Here is an 18,612-nt window from a genome sequence, read left to right on the forward strand (position 1 = left end):
ATGGAAAATGCTCGAAACACCTTTCTACAGGGCGTCCTTGACGCTGTCGAAGCACGGGAAGCGAAGCTTCTGGGTTGGGGGATCGTTGACGGACATTTCCGTCAAGACGAATTCGTCGATCTGATCGACATGCATATTGAGGCGTCTTTGACGACCGGATTTGATGAGTTTTTGAGCGCTGACGATGTCATCGAGGCCATGTTGCATCTTCAGTGGATAACCGCGGTGGAACTTGACGATGGCACCGTTAACTATCGTTCTCGCATGGCCGAAACAGTGCGGTTGCTATCAAGGCTCCGACAACTATTTCCCAAGCATGCCGGAGATTTTGGTTGGCAACAAGCACCGACATTGGTCGCAGACTTCCGCTTTCTGCGGCGTCAGAGGCAGTATCCACGTCGAGATATTTCCGTTGAAGATGCGCTTGACGTACTGCAGTCAAGCACGGCAAGCGCTACTCTGTTGAAAGCGGCGAGAGTCCTTATAGCCTCGAATCATTCTAAGTTTCAGTTGTCTGGTTTTCAGGTGCGTGCAGCCGAGCGAATTATTCGGGGAATTGAGACTGGAAAGCCACTCGCGACCATCGTTTGTGCGGGTACCGGTAGTGGTAAGACGCTTGCCTTTTATCTTCCTGCACTTGCTTCGATTGCACGGCACTTATTGGCCGAGCAATCGCCGAAACCGTGGGTTAAGACAATAGCTCTTTATCCGAGGGTCGAGTTGCTCAAGGACCAATTACGCGAAGTACTCAAGCGATCGCTGGCGCTCAGCCAGGAATTGACGCTCGAAAGGGGTGTGCCTATCCGTGTGGGTGCCTATTTTGGCGATACCCCGAATTCTGCGCGCGAATGTTATTGGCCCAAAGTGGGCGACGATTACATCTGTACTTCGCTTAGTTGCTTGAATTGCGGCAGCAGTCTCCGCTGGAAGGAGCAAGATCGCAAGGTCGGGCGCGAACACTTAAGCTGTTCGACCTGTGATTTCGAAATTGATGGCGACACATTTCCGCTCACTCGAGACGCGATCGAGAAGCGGCCACCAGATGTCCTGTTTACGACAACGGAGATGTTGAACCAACGGCTTTCCGACAACGCAGCATGTCATCTGTTCGGGGTAGGCCCTAGTGCCCTACATCCCCCGGAGTTAGTGCTTGTTGACGAGGTCCATGCCTATGAAGGTCGGCACGGCGCGCAAGTTTCATATTTGATGCGTCGATGGCAACGCCTTCTAGATCAACGCTTGCGATTTGTCGGACTGTCTGCAACGCTACGTGAAGCGTCATCCTTTTTTGTCTCTTTGACCGGCTGTCAACCGAATTTAATCGAAGAGGTGTCCCCTCTGCCGAAAGAAATTGAATTCGAGGGCGCCGAGTATCTCATTGCCCTCCGCGGTGACCCGGTCTCCCGGGCGGCACTGCTGTCGACGACTATTCAGACGACAATGCTTTTGCAACGATGTCTGGATCCGAAGGCCGCGAGCGCTGCGTTGTCTACCAGCGCAGGGGTATTTGGACAGAAGACGTTTGTGTTCACAGACAATTTGGATGTGATCAATCGTTTGTACTTCGATTTGCTGAGCGCGGAAGGACGCAATAGTGCAGGTAATCCTGATATGAGTCGTTCACCAAACGGCGGTCTGGCTCACTTGCGAAAGCGAGGAACGTCGAACTATCGCTTTGTGAACGGACAAGATTGGCGGGTATGCGAATCGCTCCACGGAGATTTGAAACGAAGATTAGATGTGAAAAGGGTAAGTTCGCAAGATCGTGGCGTCAGTTCCAGCGCGGACGTTATTGTGGCGACGGCTGTCTTGGAAGTCGGATTCGACGACCCAAGTGTTGGGGCGATGGTGCAGCACAAAGCGCCACGTAGCATTGCCAGTTTTTTGCAGAGAAAAGGGCGGGCCGGACGAAGTCGCGGTATGCGACCGTGGACGGCGATTGTTCTGTCGGACTATGGGCGTGACCGTACGGCATATCAATCGTACGATCTGCTCTTTGACCCCGAACTTCCCGTACGTACCCTCCCGGTCGCCAATAGATATCTGATGCGTATGCAAGCTGTTTTTGCAACAATCGACTATCTGGGAACTCGGTTGCAAGACGCACCGTCCGGTAGTGTTTGGCTAGAACTGAGCGGGAAGGCTGGCAATCCGAGTCGGCGTAAGCGCTTGCAACGGGAAATCCAGAGTATTCTGGAATCGGACTCAGGGACTAGACGACTTGCTACGTATTTGGAGCAGGCGCTCAAAGTATCGAGCGACGATGTGTCGGCGTTGCTATGGGAGTTCCCGCGCCCTCTCATGACAACTGTGTTGCCTACTGCGTTGCGGAGATTGAACACGCAATGGACAGCGAACGGCAAGATCGGGGAAGACTACGTCGTTTCCAACAACCCACTTCCTGACTTCATTCCTGCGTCGCTCTTCGCGGATCTCAATCTTGCCGAAGTGGTTATTGATCTCCCAGATGCGAATCTAAAGAACACTTTTGACCGGCCAACGATGTCGATCTTCGCGGCACTTAGGGAATTTGCACCAGGCCGCGTTACCCGTCGTTACGGCATCCGACATAAATCCGAGCGGCATTGGATCGCGCCTTCCTTGGATTTCGAAGGGGACGTCCATATGGGGGGAGCAATCGACTCAGACTTAGACATAACGTCGTTTGGGACACATATCCTTCTAGGACGATATCAGATCCGGAGGAGTGAAAAAGATGAAACCATTGCTGTCTATCGCCCGACGTCGCTCCAACCCAAAGCACCTCCAAAAAATGTAAAGGATTCATCCAACGCGTCTATGCATTGGCATACGCAACTGGTGCCAAATGCAGATCCTGTTTGGATGAGTCCTCCGACAGGCGGCGTATGGCGCGACTTGATTGGGAAGGTGGGTTTTTTTACGCACGCCCAACATGCGCCTGTGGAAGTGAGGCGATTCGCAACCAGTGTCTCCGCAGAGATCGGAGTCGATAAAGACAAGGTTCGCGCTGACGCAAGGTTCACACTAAACGATGATGCGGTGGGAGTTGGGGCAAGCTATGGCGCGGACGGAATCGTATTTCAACTTCGAATTCCAGAAAACTTGGCCGGTCGAAATGGTAACCAGAGCGACGTGAAATGGAGGGCGCTACGGTCAGCACGTTTTACGGATAACGCGTGGCGTGGACATACGTTGCGAATGGTCGATAATCCATTTGCGAGAGAGTGGCTCGTTCAGATTTACCTGTCAGCTGTCACGTATGTAGCCATCAATGAAGGTAAAAGCCTTGAGGAAGCCGACCGGGCCCTGTCGCTCGGCACATCGTCTATCACGCTTGTACAGGTGCTAGACATGCTTTTTCAGTCACAAGTTGTCGAGACCCAAGACGATTCGCACAGTCAAGCGCCGCAGGACAAATTACGCCTGGAACTCGATGCCTATCTCCATCAGACAGCCGTCCTGACCGAGTTACACAGCGGTGCTCGTGTGCTTTGGGAGCCTATCGATGAAGGTTGGGAGCCATGGCTTCGAGGCGTCTATCAAAGCACCGTCGCGGCAGCCATTTTGCGCAGCGTCACCGATTTGTGTCCAACGATTGACCCGAACGATATGAATGTCGATCTAAGTCGGGGTCCCGAAGATGGCGCGAGCGACTACGCCCCCGACAACGAATCAAGCGAAATTTGGCTGACGGAAAAGACACCCGGCGGAAGTGGTCTAGTCGAGCAGATAATGCGCCAATATTCTGAAGACCCCCGTCGGTTTTTCTCGGTGGTTCGCGCCAACCTTCAGATGAGCGAATTTGAGACTATCGATTACCAAATGGTGAATTTATTAACCTTGCTTACCCAAGGTAATGATTCACCGGTAGTCGAACTGATCCGAGAATTTAGGGCGACGACGAGTCATAGCGGAATGACCCGGATCGTCGCGAAACTTCGCCATGCGCTGGTAAACGAAGGATTCTCCCCATTCCACGGTTTTATGGTGTCGATGGGCAATCGAATCTTGCGACAAGGTGCAGGGCCCGCGACTGATCGATATCTCGCTAGTGTACTTGCTAGGTGGAGAGATGAGGAGGGACGTCTGGGCATCGAGATAGATCTGCGTGTTATCAGCCATTTTCTGAGCCAATCCGACGAAATCGACCAAATCGTGCCGGAGGCTGGTGGGGCAATAGGCACTGACCGTGGAGCTTGGCGTACGAGTGCTATCTACGGGCTTCTTTGGGCAAGGGGGAAAGCTGTGCGGCAAACGTCGCTCGAATTGCGCAACCCATTTGCTGAACTACCGTCGATAGAGCGACTGCTGGTAGTTGAAACTATCGCGGACGATCGCATCCACGTATCCGTTGCGACGGAGGACTGGCTCATTATCGCCGCAGAACATTTATCGGCCGGTCGACTTGTGACGTTGACATGCGGGGAATCGCAAAAATCGTTGTTGGGAGATGCGCTTAATACCCTGGTTACAAACCCGATCGACTCTGGATACTTGCGTCCCTACGCGCGCTTGCAGGGCATAAGGCAGTCTGCCGGCAGGCTAGAGGTGGACGTAGAACTCATTGAGGCCCTGCAATGACCTATCTTCACCGGCGAATTTTCAAATCGCAGACGACGGGCGCAATCACTATTCAAGAGTTGCTGCAAACAATGTTTGTGGGTGAAATGCTAAGGGGAGACGGTGACATATGGATCGTGTCTCCATGGATCAGCAACGTTGTCCTGATCGACAATAGATCGGGGAATTTTGATTCAGTGAACCCGGAATGGGGACGACGCGAAGTGCGCCTCGCGGACGTACTGATTGCTCTGATGGCGCGTGGGACGTCAGTGACGGTCGTTACGAGAAGTGACGAGATCAACCGCAACTTTCTGACGAAATTGAATGAGTTGGTCGAACAACAGGCGCTCGAGGATTGTGTCGAATTGCATGTGCGCAAGCAACTGCATACGAAGGGAATTCTGCTGACGAGCAGCTTGTTAATGGGATCGATGAACCTCACATATAACGGCATGGTGATCAATGATGAATGGGTTGAGTTTTCGCTAGACAGCCAAGACCTGGCACGAACAAAGCTCGAATTCATGCAATACATGGAGGTTCGCTGATGCAAGCTATCCCTCCGGTTGAGCATGCTTGGCTCGAAACGTTCTTTTCGGCGCCGAACACCATAGATTGGAATGATGTCAGCCGAGACGAACTCGCTTCGCCCTGGCTCGAGCAAATTCAGCCGTGGATAGGCAATTTCGTAGAAAAGGACGGGGACGCGCCGATCGTTCTTCCAGTTCTCCGCGGTGATGGTGAAACATTCTGGTATGCGGCAGCTTTGAACGATAGCGACGCAGTGGCGCTTTCTGCCGAGCTCCAGGCGGCTGTCGGCGCCAGTTACAGCAATTTCGTCGCGCAGCCATTGGAGATTGACCGCTCCGACCCAATTGAGTCCGCTCTGTACGACCGTTTCGGTAGACGCGTCTTTCGATTTGCAGCAACCTCGCGGGACCGTCAGCCCCAAATATTGATCGCACTTTCTCAATACTTGGGCGCGCTTCGCCGCCGACCGCCAATTCCGGATAGAAATCGCCAACCATTTGGCCAACTACGTGGGGACTTTGACCGCGCATTACTTGCCGGCAACGAAGCAACGGCGACGGTCTTGTTGGAGGCGATGTGCGCGACCGGTCGCGTAAACGCTGAGCAGCGTCAGTTCCTAGAGATACGCTTGCTATCGGGTCTAGGGCGACAAGAAGAAATCGCACGCAATTTTACGCTGCTGCGAGCTATCGCCGAGTTGCCGCTTCCGCCGCAGACGATTGTCGATATCGTAGACGCTCTTTACCGAACTCACATTACCGACATTGAAGATGACGACCCCACTTCAGTGGTTTCAGCATTCAAAGAGCGCATCGCGGATGCGTTTGGGCCGCTTTTCAAGGAGAGAAAAGGGATAAGACATCCCAACGTTCTCAAGGCATTTTTGCTTTTTGAGTTGTGTTCGATGAAGCCAAATGCCGCGCGGTGTGAAGGCATTTTGGTGGCGTATCCGACCTCATCACCGGGAAGTCCACTGCTGCAGCGCTGGTGGCAGCATTTCGCCGCACCCTCGACGCCCCAAACGTCATCCGGCGATACGTTGGAGGCTGCCAGACAGGCTATGGCAGATGAAGATTACGAGGTAGGAATCAAACTGTGCATGCAAGCGCTCCCGAATCCGTGGGCATATAGCGCGCTGCTGCGTTGTGCCGCTGAGTTGGGCGATCCTACAGTTGGTTCCGAGATTTTGACGCTGATCAATGCGGCGGATGAGCAGGTTCGTTCGTTGTTCACCGACCGAGATCGGTCGCGGATTGAGAACCTTAAAAATTTAAAGCCGTCGGAAGCGGTTTCTGCAGGTCAATCCTGGCTTTTCTGGGCAAGAAACGTCTCTTCTGGAGCGTACGAGTCATCCCCGATAGCACTTTTAAAAGACTGCGTTGTTAGGTGGAACATCGAAGACTATTTGTCCGATCTTGCGACGTGTAAGGGGCTCGCTGAAGTTATTAGTAATGCGCCCATTGCGGCCGAGCATATTTTTCGAGATGCGTACCCATATCTCGTGGAGTTTTTCGTCTCTCGGGTCGAGCGCCCAGTCCGAGGGCTCGTTCCACTTTACAGCATCTTGATTAAGCTGATCGCTTGGAATGGCGCTGCCTCTGCAGACGAACTTGCACTGACAGCGGACGTGCTCGAAGCGTTTGTATCTCTTGGCCCGACTCGTGAAGATTATGTCGAAACGGTCTCCGATCTCGGAGAAATATTGCAAGCGAATCGGGCTGCGATGCATGTTGACTGGGCTTTAAATTCCGCCGAAATCCTTGCACTGCAGTCGTCACCGGAAGAGGAGGTGCGATTGCGGTTTTTCACGAGTGTTATCGACCTTGTGCGGGCTAACGTTCATCGGGTCACGGAAGCGCAGCGGCTAGTCCTTCGCATGTTGGCGCAGGATTACGCGTGCTTAGCGGTTTTAGACACCCTTCCGGTACGGGAGGAAGTCGTTGACGGCGAGAACGACTGCAGTAAGTTCGCGGGACTGGTTGGAATATATACGCTGACCGAATCGGCTGGTCAACGTGCCAAGCAGGTGCTCGAGAAGGTATTGCCTCTGGCGCGGATTGAATTAAACGCTGACCACGCCGCGACGGATCGATTGCGCCATCTTGCCGCGAATTCCGACATATTTGTGTTCGCTTGGCGTAGTAGTAAGCATCAGGCCTATTACTGCGCGAAGGAAGCGAGAGGGCAACGCGATATGCAATTGCCGCCCGGCAAGGGTTGCGCAAGCATTTTAGACAGCGTTTTTAAAGAGTTAGCGCACCGACAAAAACGCGGATCACCGGGAGCACAACGTTGAGCGACGTGTGCGTTCCGGGTGTGCGTGCTATTAAGAGCAACGATAAGATACGTTAGAGATGGTTGTCATCGAGCTTTCAATCGGCAGTCACTTCACACCGGTCACCACTTGCTTGACGCTCCACGCGAACCCGCGAGACGTTCGGAAAGATTGGAAAAATCGCCTGATAGATGTAAGCGCACAGCCCTTCGAGAGTGGCAGCGCCAAGACCCGGTACCTCATCGAGGAAGCGGTGGTCTAACTGATCTTTAATTCGCTGAATTTCTTGGTTGAAAAAACCTAAGTCAACGATCATTCCTGTTGTCGCATCAGGCTTGCCACGAAGAAAAATCTGCGCATGATAAGTGTGTCCATGAATTCGTCGACTACCTTCCTGCCCGATTTCCCGGTGAAGGGTATGAGCTGCTTCGAAATAAAAGCGTTGGCTTAGTTCGAATTTCATCGGATACCCAAGGCTTTGTGGGTTTGAAAACTTAGTGACCACCGAGGGTGTGCTTTGCAATAGTCGATTGCTTTTGCGATATTCCGGGCGTGATCAGGCCCATCCATCGGCTGCAAATAGAATCGCTCGAACGCAAGCTGCTCAAAACCCGTCGGGTCGAACGCGATTTGCGGGAACACTAACTTCAGTTCGTTGCCGGCCTTAATTCGAATTTGTGTACCTGCTTTAGGGCTGACACAAATCCAGTCGAGACCAGGAGGCGGGGATACCGTTCCATTGGTTTCGACCGCGATGAAAAATCCTTCCTCGGCCAGCGCCGTGGTTAACGCGCTGTCGACTTGCAGCAAGGGTTCACCACCGGTCAACACAACGAAACGGTGAGCATGGTCTGCTGTAGGCCATTGGCTCGCGATCGCATTTGCCAGATCTCGGGCGTCTTTAAATTTTCCGCCGCCCGTGCCGTCAGTTCCAACAAAATCGGTGTCGCAAAATGAACACTGCGCCGTCGAACGGTCCTCTTCGCGTCCGCTCCACAAGTTGCATCCGGAGAACCGACAGAAGACCGCCGGTCGTCCAGCATTTGCACCTTCACCCTGAAGCGTATAGAAAATCTCTTTGACGCTATATGTCATGGCCGTGCCGTAGCAACGTAAGATTTGTACCCAGTCGCTCGAAGTTCGCACGCGGGGCATTTGCCGCATCCGTATCCCCAATCATGCAAGGCGGATCGGTCACCCAGATAACAAGTGTGGGTCTCGCTGCGAATGAGTTCGACGAACTCCTCCCCTCCAAGCTCATTCGCCATCTGCCAGGTTTGGCGTTTGTTGATCCACATCAATGGTGTTTCGATGATCAAGGGTGCATCCATCCCGAGGCTGATCGCGACTTGGAGTGCTTTAAGTGTGTTGTCCCGACAGTCGGGATAGCCGGAGAAATCTGTTTCACACATTCCTCCGACGAGCGCGTGCAACCCTCTGCGGTAAGCGACGGCAGCAGCTAGAGTAAAGAAGAGCAAGTTGCGGCCCGGGACAAAGGTATTTGGAAGGCCATTCGATTCCATCTCGACAGCTTTGTCCTGCGTAAGCGCGGTGTCGCTAATCTCTCCAAGTACGGAAAGATCTAGCATGTGGTCGTCGCCCAGTTTCGCTGCCCACGTTGGAAACTGCTCCCTCAGTCGTGCCAATACGGAGACCCGACATGTCAATTCAACGGCATGGCGCTGACCGTAGTCGAAGCCGATTGTCTCGACGTACTCATAGCGACTCAGCGCCCATGCCAAGCAAGTGGCGGAGTCTTGGCCACCAGAAAATAAGACTAGCGCGCGTGTTTTCATAGCGACAATCTCCAGATTTAAGCGTTAGCTACTTTTCGGGGCCGACGAAGGGCTTTCTTCAGCGAGCGCACAAGATAGTTGGCGAGCAGATCGATGTCACTGGGCGTGTTTTGAATGCCGTTCCAAGAACGTTCGTCATATTCTGAAAAGCGCCACTGACCGCTTGTCCACGCCGTATAGGGCTTGAGCAACTCCAAACCCGGCTCAAATTCGGCGCGAGTCGTTGCCCCTTCGCTCGAGTACAGCAATTCCATTACGAACCCCATTGCTACCAATCCTGCGCCGTGTCTGAGTCGCGATGTTTTGGGGTTCATTCCGACCCATTCGCTTCCGAATACGTTGGTTATGGCCTGAAAGAACTCATTGACGAATTCATATGCGAGATCCTCAAAGTTTTCTTCTTTGATGAATTCTCGGATAGCACCGTCCGACGCCGAATTCATAATCAGCTTTTGCATGGCGGTGTCGCTGATCACGCCTTGCGGATTGGTATGTTGCCGGATCTCGCCGCGTAGCGATGATTTGCGCGTGAAATTGAGCCGATCGACGATGCGTGCCGAAAATTTTCGAGCGGTGAATCGCGCGGGTAGACCCTCAACGTTAGGCAGCAACTCGTAGATCAGCGTCTTCGGCAGCGGCCGAGTGTTGTTGATCAAAACGAATTGCTGCCGCAGTTCGTTGTAGTCTTTGCAGATTAAAGCAGAGACGAAGACTTGGAAGCCTGGCTTCTTTATTCCGGAAAGGGCTGACAGTCGTTGCTGGCCGTCGACAACGAACCCGGGCTTGCCCTTGGTCGTTGAAATGCTCACCTCGACAATGCCATCACCCAGTTCTTTGAGCTTAACGCTGCCGATGAACGCCACGATGACCGCGTTCGGAAGGAGCGCGTCGTCACGACTCATGTAGTCACGAATTTCTTTGATATGCGACGCGATCTGATGTCGCTGGAACCCCCTTAATTGACCATCTTCTTCGCGGCCGACACGCTCGATTTCAGCGAAACCTAAGATCTGCTCTGGTGTCGCCGCAAAGGAAAATACGTCGTGTTCAGCGGCCTGAGAGGCGCGAATGGCTTTAAATCGGTAGTTGCTCACCGCTGTTTCTCCAGGGTTCTTTGTAAGTGTTGGTGATAGACACCGAGATTATGAAAGCCGCGTCGCTTGTTTCGATTACTCGACCGAAAGATGATGACTTCGACGCCGACGGATTTGCATATCTCACATTGGCAACGCTTCCATGGAGCGTCTTCGAGTGTTCGCTCCACAAGCCCGCGCATTTTCAACAGGTCTTTCTCGTGCTTCTCGATAGGGCTACCATCACCGAGCGTCAGGAACCGTTGATAGTCCATCACGGCATCAAGTGCGGCCCTGACCTTTCCGCCGTTCGTGTCAAGCGCGCGAAGAGCAGCCAACGCCTTAGTCTCACGTCGTTGCAGGTCCTCTGAGCTGAATATTCCACGCTTGATCCCCTGCATCAGGCGGGAGTTCTCAATCGCTTGGGGGATCCGCACGGCCGCATAGTAATCGAGACCACCCTTCGGCGACGGCATGTAGTAATTCGATTTGGCGTCCTTGAACGCGCGGATTAGCGGAGACGTCGAGTCAAAACTCGTGATGCCGTAACCGGTGAATTCGTGAATATCGTCTGCCTTTGCGAAGCCCAAAAGATGGATCTTCGTTTCCGGCTTAATTGCAGCACGAAGCGCGCGAAGGACAAGGTGGATAATTTCGACCTTCAACGGAACAAGTCCCCCAATCGCGAGGTATCGATACCCCATAGCCTCAAGTTGGACTGCAGCCTGAGCGATACTTTTCGGCGACCATCCTTGTACCGCGCCCACTGGTTCGAACGTTTCGCCTTCCTCGCGCGTCAGTTTTAGAAACTCCTCGGCGTTAGCTTGCGTGATCTCAAATCGCGCCGTTACGGCTTCGGGCATCTCACTCGCAGGAGGGTTTGTAATATCGCAATCAAAGATAATGTGGTCGGGAGAGATACCATGCGTAAAGCCTGCATCCGAATAAAATTCGACCACCTCTTGTGGAGCATAAGCGGGCTTCTCATGCTCTACGTACGCAAACGCTCCGCAGTCGCCCAGTAGCATGGCATTCTTATGTTTCGGACCCGTATAGCGTAAGAATTTACGAACACCGTCACGAAGCATGCGATGCTCTTCAGCGGTCGAATAGCGGACTTTTGATTTCGCGACACCGGCGGCTTGGCGCACCGCGCTCATCGAGACTAGCAGCCCGTCATACGGTGCCGGTTTCATCATCTCGTGCGCATAGGTGTCATCCCAGTAACGACGACGTCCCGGTGCATTGCGGTCGGCCATGAAGTCATAGAACGGGTCGACGTAGTCCTGTGTGTCTGAATATAGAAATTTCATGGTCGTACGCTGCTTGTATAAGCGCGCACTAGCGCGTCTTGGAGTCTTTTAATATCCCGCGGAGTGCTTTGAATTTCGTTCCAAGCAACGCCAAGCGTGTCCCATGTACCTTCAGTCCATCGACAAGCGGGCGCCACCTTCTCAAGTTCTTTGCGGACCGTCTTGTAGTCTTCGCCGTGTCCAGAAAGCCGCGCGTAAATTCGATCCATGAGCACACCCATGGATTCGATGCCCGCGGAGTGCATTAAACGACTGTTTCGAGGATCGATGCCCCAGGCGTTCGGGAAAACGTCCCTAACTGCGGTCCAAAAAGTAATCAAAATTCGATACATCGTTTCGACGTCTGCCCCTTCGCGCCCGGTCGATTTGTACGGCGACAATGCACCCAACGGATTGTTCATGCTGTTTCGGATCATCGAAATGATCGCGGTGTCTGTGATAACAGCAGTCGTGGTATTTTTTTCGGAGATACGTTTGATGAGTTTGTAGAACGGGGAGTCGGTATCGCGATTTAAGAGGCCGCAGATTTCGGAAGGAACTTTTCGTGCGCTCAATTCGCGTGGCAACAGAATGCCTCGGGTTTCAGGTAGCAACTCATTAATCAAGCGCGTAGGTAGCGGCTTAGCCTTATTCACCAAGATGAACTGTTCGCGTTGCACTTCAAGGCTGTCCGAAACAAACCCAACGACTGGGACGGATAGAGTCTTGCCGGATACCTGCGCCAAGGCGAGCGATCTTTGCTGACCGTCGACAATCCAAGCGACCCGCTGACCTTCGTCATATACCGGGATAGTCAATGTGCCGGCGATAGCCATGCCGTCGTCGTCGGTGGGTTTTGGTCCACGCGAACCTGAAAAGCGAACGGCCGGCGACATAGCCAAAATTATTGCGTTCGGGAACAAAACGTTGCCTTGGTTCAAATAGTCGGCAATGCCCTTCACGTGGGACCGAATCTCCGGGCGCTGGAAGCCTTTGAGTCCATCTGAGTCGTCTCTCTCGATACGCGAAATATCAGCGACTCTTACGATGTCAGCGCCTTTGATAAAAAACGCGTACACGTCGATGCCATCACCCTGTGTTGACCGCAGAGCCCGAACGACTATTTCTTTCTTCGCGTTTGCCAATTTACTTCCCAATTACCTGATGCTGGCCAACCGTGAGCCATAAATTTCTAAATCGCGATTGTTCGCAAGCGACCAACGCATCGTCACGTAGATAGCGCAGAAGGCGGGCGGAAGACCCGTCGAACTTGCCCCATTTCAGCGTCAACAACTTCATTATTTCTTCGTCCGTCTTTCTTGCGCGGATTGGCACTTGTCTCGGACTCATCGCTGTTAACGCGGTCAACACAGCGTGTTCGGCGTTCTGAAGTGGTAACCGATGGGCCCCAAGGGTTTCTGTGAAATGCCTCAGTGCGCGTTGAGCAAAATCGTTTCGTGTACCCGGAAATTGAGAACCCTCAAGTCGATCGTCATAGGGTAGGACGACGCTTCTCACCCTATCGGACACGACCGACCTACCTTTAGACGAAGAAAAAATCCGAACTCTCTTGAGTTCACTGTCTGACAGTTCTTCCAAGTCCTCTGCAACCATCTCCAGATAGCTAGCCGGAAGAGCAACAAGCACCAGGCAATGGGGGTGGGTTTCTACTAGCGATCGCACCGATCTCTGATTTCCGAAGGCAGCAAGTAGCGCCGCCCACCAATCACTCGCTTTCATCCCAAGGCTTGAGAGCAGGGGCCGCACAGAATTCGATCCGTCGACAACGGTTAAGTCGTAGTGCGGCACTAGTTCATCGGCAGCAACGATGCCAAGGCCGGCAGACAAAACAAATAGCTCTGCTCCTAGGTTTGCAGAGATGTGCCTTGCTTCGGCGAACGATCGTCCCGAATACGTTTCCTCAGCGGTCCTAGTACGAGGGGCCAAACTTGTCCTAAGCCGCCACGATTCCGCGATCGATGGCAAAGAACCTCGAAGCGAGGTTGGAGGAAGTGTGACTGCTTGATTCCCCGTACGTTTGCGTCCGGTGCAGTTCGTCAAAATCAGGACATCTTTGTACATAATTGACATTGTAGCCAACCGCCTCCTGGATGAATACCGGCATCAGCTAGATGATAGCGTCTCGTAGTTATTTTTATAATGTAAAAAATACCGATGTAGTAATTAGTTTTCATATTGAACGAAAAAAATCAATAGCTATCCAATATTTGCCTATTTTTTGGGCGCGATCGTTGGCGTAGTCGTCCCCGTCGCACAAGGATTGACCAACAGATATAGCCCGCTGTGATGATCGCTTCGCCTTTTCTAAACATGGATTGCCTCGATCAAGCAACATCATTCGCAAGGGATCCAGCAAACCCAACCTTCACGGATAGTCGGTGCAGTTGGACGCTTCGTCCCGTGCATTCTGAGACGGTGCGAACATGAAAGCGGGACTGCGGTCCAATCAGCAATGGCTATCCGGAATCGAAAACGCGGGTCGTGCCCAAACATCGACATACACGGTATCGCTTGCTTTGCCGGAACTTGATCGCTTGGAGTGGGTGGAATCCGGAGGTAGAAGTCGAAACCTGCGGCGGCGACTCGCAGTTTGCCGGACTGCCGAGCGATTGGTCCGACCCATGGCGCACGTGCAGTGAGCGAAGGACGCGATCGTATGGGTACATTCCCAACCCAAGGGCGCTGATGCTCATGCTCACCGAAAAGCTAGACACCAATCACCTTTGCGTATTGGGCCTTCACCGGCACGGCCGCAGCAAATGTGCTGACACCGCTATTGACGAAGGTGAGACGGCGGAGGTGATGTCGCAAATTTTTTCTTGAATGAAAAAAGCCGCTGCACGCTGCATCGTTGCCCTTTAATTGAGGAACTGGCGGCGCGGGAACGGTGGGATACACGGCGGTTGAACGATGTGATGCCGCGGGCCGTTGGATAATCTGCTTCCGAACCTACATCGCTTCTGCGCACGATTGGAGGTGCTACGTGCTCAAGATGCGGCGGATGAACTACTGCGACTGCTCACGTGGCGGGTGGGGAATTTCGATGACAGAAGCGTATGACATAGCCAGTCGGAAAAATAAGCAAGCGCGCCGCCATCCAGACTGGATTCTCCGGCGCACTTAAGCCGCTCGACTCGGGTGCAAGTCGGAATGGATAAGGATGAAAAGGGTCATTTTTTGTTGCAGCAAGTACAGCGCCTCAACGCATCCGATTGAAGTCCGCCCGTTCCTGATCATTCTTGACAAATAAGTTTGTGAACGATGGTTATGCGTGAAAAACGCAGCGCGTAGTTGCAGCATCCATTCACATAGGAGTCTTGAATATATCTGAGAAGAACAACGAAACGACCTACCTTTTTGTAACCATCGGTTCGCGCACTAAGGACGGAGGGCATGTCACTCGGGTATCAACGAAGGCGGAATACAAAGGATTGGCATTGGCTCGCGTCAGCGATATCGTCACATACGACGGCGGCACTGAGGCTTCCATTATTGACGGTGCGGGGTTCGCCGCGGCTTGGGAAGACAAGCCGTTCGCGCTGGTCGGCTCTCGGCTGAGCAGCGGTGACACGATAACGGAAACATTGCAGGATGGATTCGGCATCACGGTTCGCGACGGAAAACCGGTTCCCGGCCTGTTCGATCCCGCCTATACGCTGCCGCCAATTGCCGAAACGAGCGGTGGGACCGTCCATGCGTAGGGCGGCGGTTCGGCATGGCGACCCGACTACGACGGGCGGTTTTGTTATGGCTTACTCATCGACCTTTCACGATGACGGGAAGAAGATTGCTCTCAGCGGCGATGAGGCGACCTGCGGTAACTGCAAGGGCGCATTCAAGATATATGGCACCGGCAAAGGAATATCGGAAAAAGGACGGGACGCTGTTCTCGACGGCGATCCTGTGCTGTGCCCGTGCGAAAAGAACAAGGTAATCGTGGGCAAGAATCCGGGAATTTTTCTCACCACGGACGAAGGATCGGCGGTAGCGAGGACCGCGACGGGAGGCTTCAGCATTGCTTCAACTCTGGCCTCGTCAGCACGAGTTGCCGACGATGAGGATTCGGAAGGAATCTATCCGGCCCCTGTATCCGATGCAAAGGCCAGAACAGACTGCGCCTATCTCGATGGTTCGAAAGCTCGTATTGACGCGCCAGCTGACTTATACAAGCACGTAAACGACGTCACGGTAAGCCCTGGCAAACAGACTACCTTCGCCTTTCCCGGCGGTGGGACAGGTGCTGCAACTCAGTATGACGCGACTGTAAAAGGTCGTCCCGTCAGTATTTACGTGCCCGCGCAGACTCCGGCGCAAGGCTACGGCATACCCGGTCAGAAAGCGATCGCGAAGGCGCTTGAAGCCGTTCCGCCGCAGCAGTACAAAGACTTGGACAGGGTTTCGCTTAATACCTTACCTAACCCTCGGGATGTGCTCTGGCAGAAAGAATACGGCGATTCGTCATTCTCATCAGCCGCGACCGCCGATATTAAACAGGGGGTTGCGTTTTTTCCGTGGAAAGGCTGGTCAACTTTTCCACAGCGATACGTCGATAGCACGATGCTGCATGAAACGGGACATCTGTGGAGCGAAGCTTTATGGAGCGATCCGGCAAAGAAACAGGACTGGCAGGACGCTATGACGAGCGATGGGCAGGCACCATCGCAATACGCGCGGAACAACATGACTGAAGACTTTGCGGAGTCTGCCAACATGTATTGGTCGAGCAAAGGAACGCCGTGCGAGACGGAAGGGCGCAAGCGTTATCGTGCTCGATACGAATACTTCGACAAGATCGCACAGTGACGGTCAATGGCCGCATTTCACTTAGAGACTGTTGCAGAATTACAAAAAGGGGCTGTTAACTTTTTGGCTCTGGTGTTAACTTCTGTCTTGTTTTCCCTGACAGGAAGCCATGGCTAAGGAACTTATAGACGACCAATTATGGGCACTCATCGAACCGCTGCTGCCCAAAGCTGCGCCGCGCAATCGCCGGTATGCAGGACGCAAGCCAATACCTGATCGCGCCGTGCTCACAGGCATCGTGTTCGTGCTGCGCGCAGGCCTCGCGTGGAATTTGCTGCCGCAGGAAATGGGCTGCGGGTCGGGCTCCACTTGCTGGAGGCGCCTGGACCAGTGGCATAAAGCGGGCGTATGGCAACGCATGCACGAAACGATGCTGGCCGAACTGCGCCGTCGAGGCCAACTCGATATGGCCAGAGTACTGGTCGACAGCTCCTCCATTCGCGCGTTGTACGCGGGAAAAAAACAGGCCCAAACCCCACGGACCGGCGCAAACTCGGCAGCAAACACCATATCATCGTCGATGCGCAAGGCATCCCGCTCGGCGTCATCCTGACGGGCGCAAACCGCCATGACGTCACTCAGCTTGACCCACTGGTCGAAGCCATTCCGCCAATTCGAGGCAAGCCAGGACGGCCCTTGCGTAAGCCCAAAATTGTTCAGGGCGACCGAGGCTATAGCTCTGAGCCACATCGGCGACGCTTTCGCAAACGCGGCATCACTCCTGAACTCGCGAAACTGCGCTCACCCCATGGCAGTGGTCTAGGCAAAACACGTTGGCCTGTCGAGCGTACGATCGCTTGGCTGCACTCCTATCGCCGCCTGAAGATGCGCTACGAGAAATATGCGCACATACACGAAGCCTTCCTCACGCTCGCGTGTGCTTTAACTTGCTGGACCCGGCTAAAAAATATGCAAACTTAATTCTGCAACAGTCTCTTAGGGACTGTATCGCCGCCATTGCGTGCGGCTGCATTTCTACGTCTGGAGCGACAGAGATGGCAAAGCAATTTCCACGCGGTGCGCAAGAGCCTTCCGCCCCGCACCCCGGGTCAATCGCATTCAAGTATTCGTGGAATCAAAGCACTGAAATTAAGGGCGCGTCGAAGTATCCGGAAGACTTCATTTTCCGTTGCGCTGATTCGAACGGGGAGCGAACAGATCGCGCGCATGCGGCGTGGTGTATCCCACTGGTTGAAGTTGAAACGGTTTCTGTTGACGAGAACGGAAAACCCGTCGCTCCGAAAGAGGCCGATTCCGTGTCGATATCAGAGTACGGCCCGGAGCATACTTTTATCGAACATACGCAATCGGTTCCACACCTGAAGCGTCAGCGTGAACTGGATAGGCAGCAGCGAACTCCTCCGCCGGAGGACGCTATGCCGGCACTATCTCCTCAGTCATCTACTCCTCGTCAGTCGAGCTACACGTTCGCGGACTATCAACAACCGTTGACGGACGTGCAATTGAGTTGGTGGACAAGAGTTAAAGCGTGGCTCGGGCTTGCGTAGTCCGTCAAGGAAATGATCTGAATGCGTTCGTATCCGTTTGGATAGATATGAGTATGTGCGGTTGGGAATCGACGTCATTGCGCGTACCGTTTGATTCTTGTCTCTGCGAAGCAGGCCATTCGAGTAGTTGACCTCGAATGTCCGTAAATGCGGACCGTCGGCAGACAGCGTCGAACTCCAAGCGTCCATTGAGAGTGGGCGTGTACAGAATGAAATCAAGCGGTTCGACTTACGTGTTGCGTTACACGGTATCTACCGGACGCGCAGTCGTTTCGATATCTAACGGTTACGAAAGCCGCTCAATAGGAGCCGACGTATGGCGCTTCAACAAGTGAAACGGTGGGGCAACAGTCTCGCCGTGAGAATTCCTGCAGAGCTCGCAGAAACTCTTTGCCTGCAAGAAGGCACGGACGTGGAGGTGAGCGTAGAAGATGGCGCCCTGATGATTAAACCAGCGGACGTGAAAAAATTCTCGATGACGCGCTTTCTTGAGGAAGACCCGGCGCGCAGGCGCGAGCGGCAGGCCGATCCGTTGCTGGATGACGAGCCGATGGGTTCAGAGGCCGGCGGCCCGGATGATCTTGCCCGCAATGACGCGTGGTGATATATGGACGACGGCATTGCAAAGGCCAGGTGAGGCGGGCAAAGATTGGCGACACCGCCTTACCAGATGGGAAATCTATGAAGAGAAGAGGGTTCGCGGGCCACTGATCCGGCGCTGGAAATTCACTATCCGCCAGGACCTGTATCCGGATCGTGCCTGGTGAG

At 53.6% G+C, this 18,612-nt stretch carries 14 protein-coding genes; 8 read left to right on the plus strand and 6 right to left on the minus strand.

Annotation, left to right across the window (positions count from 1 at the left end):
- The 3 genes from dpdJ to dpdD are packed head-to-tail and all read left to right on the plus strand — an operon-like array spanning position 1 to position 7,372.
- Positions 1-4,563 (plus strand): protein DpdJ, encoded by a 4,563-nt coding sequence (gene dpdJ, locus ACSQ36_RS02815; protein ID WP_436180831.1) that lies wholly within the window; start codon positions 1-3, stop codon positions 4,561-4,563.
- Positions 4,560-5,093, plus strand: coding sequence for a phospholipase D-like domain-containing protein DpdK (gene dpdK / locus ACSQ36_RS02820; RefSeq protein WP_436180832.1), 534 nt, complete (start codon positions 4,560-4,562; stop codon positions 5,091-5,093). The genes dpdJ and dpdK overlap by 4 nt, the downstream gene beginning before the upstream one ends.
- Positions 5,093-7,372: a protein DpdD gene (gene dpdD / locus ACSQ36_RS02825; protein WP_436180833.1), complete on the plus strand. Its 2,280-nt coding sequence runs from the start codon at positions 5,093-5,095 to the stop codon at positions 7,370-7,372. The genes dpdK and dpdD overlap by 1 nt, the downstream gene beginning before the upstream one ends.
- Positions 7,373-7,448: 76 nt before the next feature.
- On the opposite strand, the gene ACSQ36_RS02830 is transcribed toward dpdD, so the two are convergent.
- Genes ACSQ36_RS02830 through dbpB (ACSQ36_RS02855) form a run of 6 tightly spaced genes read right to left on the minus strand, consistent with a single transcriptional unit; the run spans position 7,449 to position 12,657 of the window.
- The gene (locus ACSQ36_RS02830; RefSeq protein WP_031358668.1) at positions 7,449-7,814 is read right to left on the minus strand and encodes a 6-pyruvoyl trahydropterin synthase family protein; all 366 of its coding nucleotides are present in this window, start codon (positions 7,812-7,814) and stop codon (positions 7,449-7,451) included.
- Positions 7,811-8,446, minus strand: coding sequence for a 7-carboxy-7-deazaguanine synthase (gene queE, locus ACSQ36_RS02835; protein ID WP_031358667.1), 636 nt, complete (start codon positions 8,444-8,446; stop codon positions 7,811-7,813). Before queE ends, ACSQ36_RS02830 begins: the two co-directional genes overlap by 4 nt.
- Positions 8,443-9,147, minus strand: coding sequence for a 7-cyano-7-deazaguanine synthase QueC (gene queC / locus ACSQ36_RS02840; RefSeq protein ID WP_436180834.1), 705 nt, complete (start codon positions 9,145-9,147; stop codon positions 8,443-8,445). Before queC ends, queE begins: the two co-directional genes overlap by 4 nt.
- A 17-nt stretch (positions 9,148-9,164) precedes the next feature.
- A complete protein-coding gene (gene dbpB / locus ACSQ36_RS02845; RefSeq protein WP_436180835.1) occupies positions 9,165-10,241 on the minus strand; it encodes a DGQHR domain-containing protein DpdB in 1,077 nt (358 codons plus the stop codon).
- Positions 10,238-11,533: a tRNA-guanine transglycosylase DpdA gene (dpdA, locus tag ACSQ36_RS02850; RefSeq protein WP_436180836.1), complete on the minus strand. Its 1,296-nt coding sequence runs from the start codon at positions 11,531-11,533 to the stop codon at positions 10,238-10,240. Before dpdA ends, dbpB (ACSQ36_RS02845) begins: the two co-directional genes overlap by 4 nt.
- Positions 11,530-12,657 (minus strand): DGQHR domain-containing protein DpdB, encoded by a 1,128-nt coding sequence (dbpB, locus tag ACSQ36_RS02855; RefSeq protein WP_436180837.1) that lies wholly within the window; start codon positions 12,655-12,657, stop codon positions 11,530-11,532. Before dbpB (ACSQ36_RS02855) ends, dpdA begins: the two co-directional genes overlap by 4 nt.
- A gap of 2,193 nt (positions 12,658-14,850) precedes the next feature.
- Here dbpB (ACSQ36_RS02855) and ACSQ36_RS02860 point away from each other — a divergent pair.
- The 5 genes from ACSQ36_RS02860 (at position 14,851) to ACSQ36_RS02880 (ending at position 18,448) form a co-directional block, all read left to right on the plus strand.
- A complete protein-coding gene (locus tag ACSQ36_RS02860; protein ID WP_436180838.1) occupies positions 14,851-15,234 on the plus strand; it encodes a PAAR domain-containing protein in 384 nt (127 codons plus the stop codon).
- Positions 15,227-16,336 carry a PAAR domain-containing protein gene (locus ACSQ36_RS02865; protein ID WP_436180839.1) on the plus strand — a complete coding sequence of 370 codons (1,110 nt, stop codon included), beginning with the start codon at positions 15,227-15,229 and terminating at the stop codon, positions 16,334-16,336. The genes ACSQ36_RS02860 and ACSQ36_RS02865 overlap by 8 nt, the downstream gene beginning before the upstream one ends.
- A gap of 109 nt (positions 16,337-16,445) precedes the next feature.
- Positions 16,446-17,257, plus strand: a protein-coding gene (locus tag ACSQ36_RS02870) for an IS5 family transposase (protein ID WP_436180705.1) whose coding sequence is annotated in 2 segments (ribosomal slippage) — positions 16,446-16,794 and positions 16,794-17,257 — 813 coding nt in all. Because the reading frame shifts where the segments join, the coding sequence is not laid out codon by codon here.
- 74 nt (positions 17,258-17,331) lie between these two features.
- Complete coding sequence (locus ACSQ36_RS02875; protein WP_436180840.1) at positions 17,332-17,844, plus strand: hypothetical protein; 513 nt, start codon at positions 17,332-17,334, stop codon at positions 17,842-17,844.
- Between the two features lie 316 nt (positions 17,845-18,160).
- Positions 18,161-18,448 (plus strand): AbrB/MazE/SpoVT family DNA-binding domain-containing protein, encoded by a 288-nt coding sequence (locus ACSQ36_RS02880; protein WP_436180841.1) that lies wholly within the window; start codon positions 18,161-18,163, stop codon positions 18,446-18,448.
- The last annotated feature ends 164 nt before the right edge of the window (positions 18,449-18,612 follow it).

The sequence above is a fragment of the Caballeronia sp. LjRoot34 genome (assembly GCF_964253815.1).
Taxonomy (GTDB): Bacteria; Pseudomonadota; Gammaproteobacteria; order Burkholderiales; family Burkholderiaceae; genus Caballeronia.

What these genes read in the sequence shown, in the direction of transcription:
- dpdD (WP_436180833.1), top strand. Translation starts at nt 5,093, where the DNA reads ATGCAAGCTATCCCTCCGGTTGAGCATGCTTGGCTCGAAACGTTCTTT.
- queE (WP_031358667.1), bottom strand. Translation starts at nt 8,446, where the DNA reads ATGACATATAGCGTCAAAGAGATTTTCTATACGCTTCAGGGTGAAGGT.
- ACSQ36_RS02865 (WP_436180839.1), top strand. Translation starts at nt 15,227, where the DNA reads ATGCGTAGGGCGGCGGTTCGGCATGGCGACCCGACTACGACGGGCGGT.
- dpdJ (WP_436180831.1), top strand. Translation starts at nt 1, where the DNA reads ATGGAAAATGCTCGAAACACCTTTCTACAGGGCGTCCTTGACGCTGTC.
- dpdA (WP_436180836.1), bottom strand. Translation starts at nt 11,533, where the DNA reads ATGAAATTTCTATATTCAGACACACAGGACTACGTCGACCCGTTCTAT.
- dpdK (WP_436180832.1), top strand. Translation starts at nt 4,560, where the DNA reads ATGACCTATCTTCACCGGCGAATTTTCAAATCGCAGACGACGGGCGCA.
- ACSQ36_RS02875 (WP_436180840.1), top strand. Translation starts at nt 17,332, where the DNA reads ATGGCAAAGCAATTTCCACGCGGTGCGCAAGAGCCTTCCGCCCCGCAC.
- ACSQ36_RS02880 (WP_436180841.1), top strand. Translation starts at nt 18,161, where the DNA reads ATGGCGCTTCAACAAGTGAAACGGTGGGGCAACAGTCTCGCCGTGAGA.
- queC (WP_436180834.1), bottom strand. Translation starts at nt 9,147, where the DNA reads ATGAAAACACGCGCGCTAGTCTTATTTTCTGGTGGCCAAGACTCCGCC.
- ACSQ36_RS02830 (WP_031358668.1), bottom strand. Translation starts at nt 7,814, where the DNA reads ATGAAATTCGAACTAAGCCAACGCTTTTATTTCGAAGCAGCTCATACC.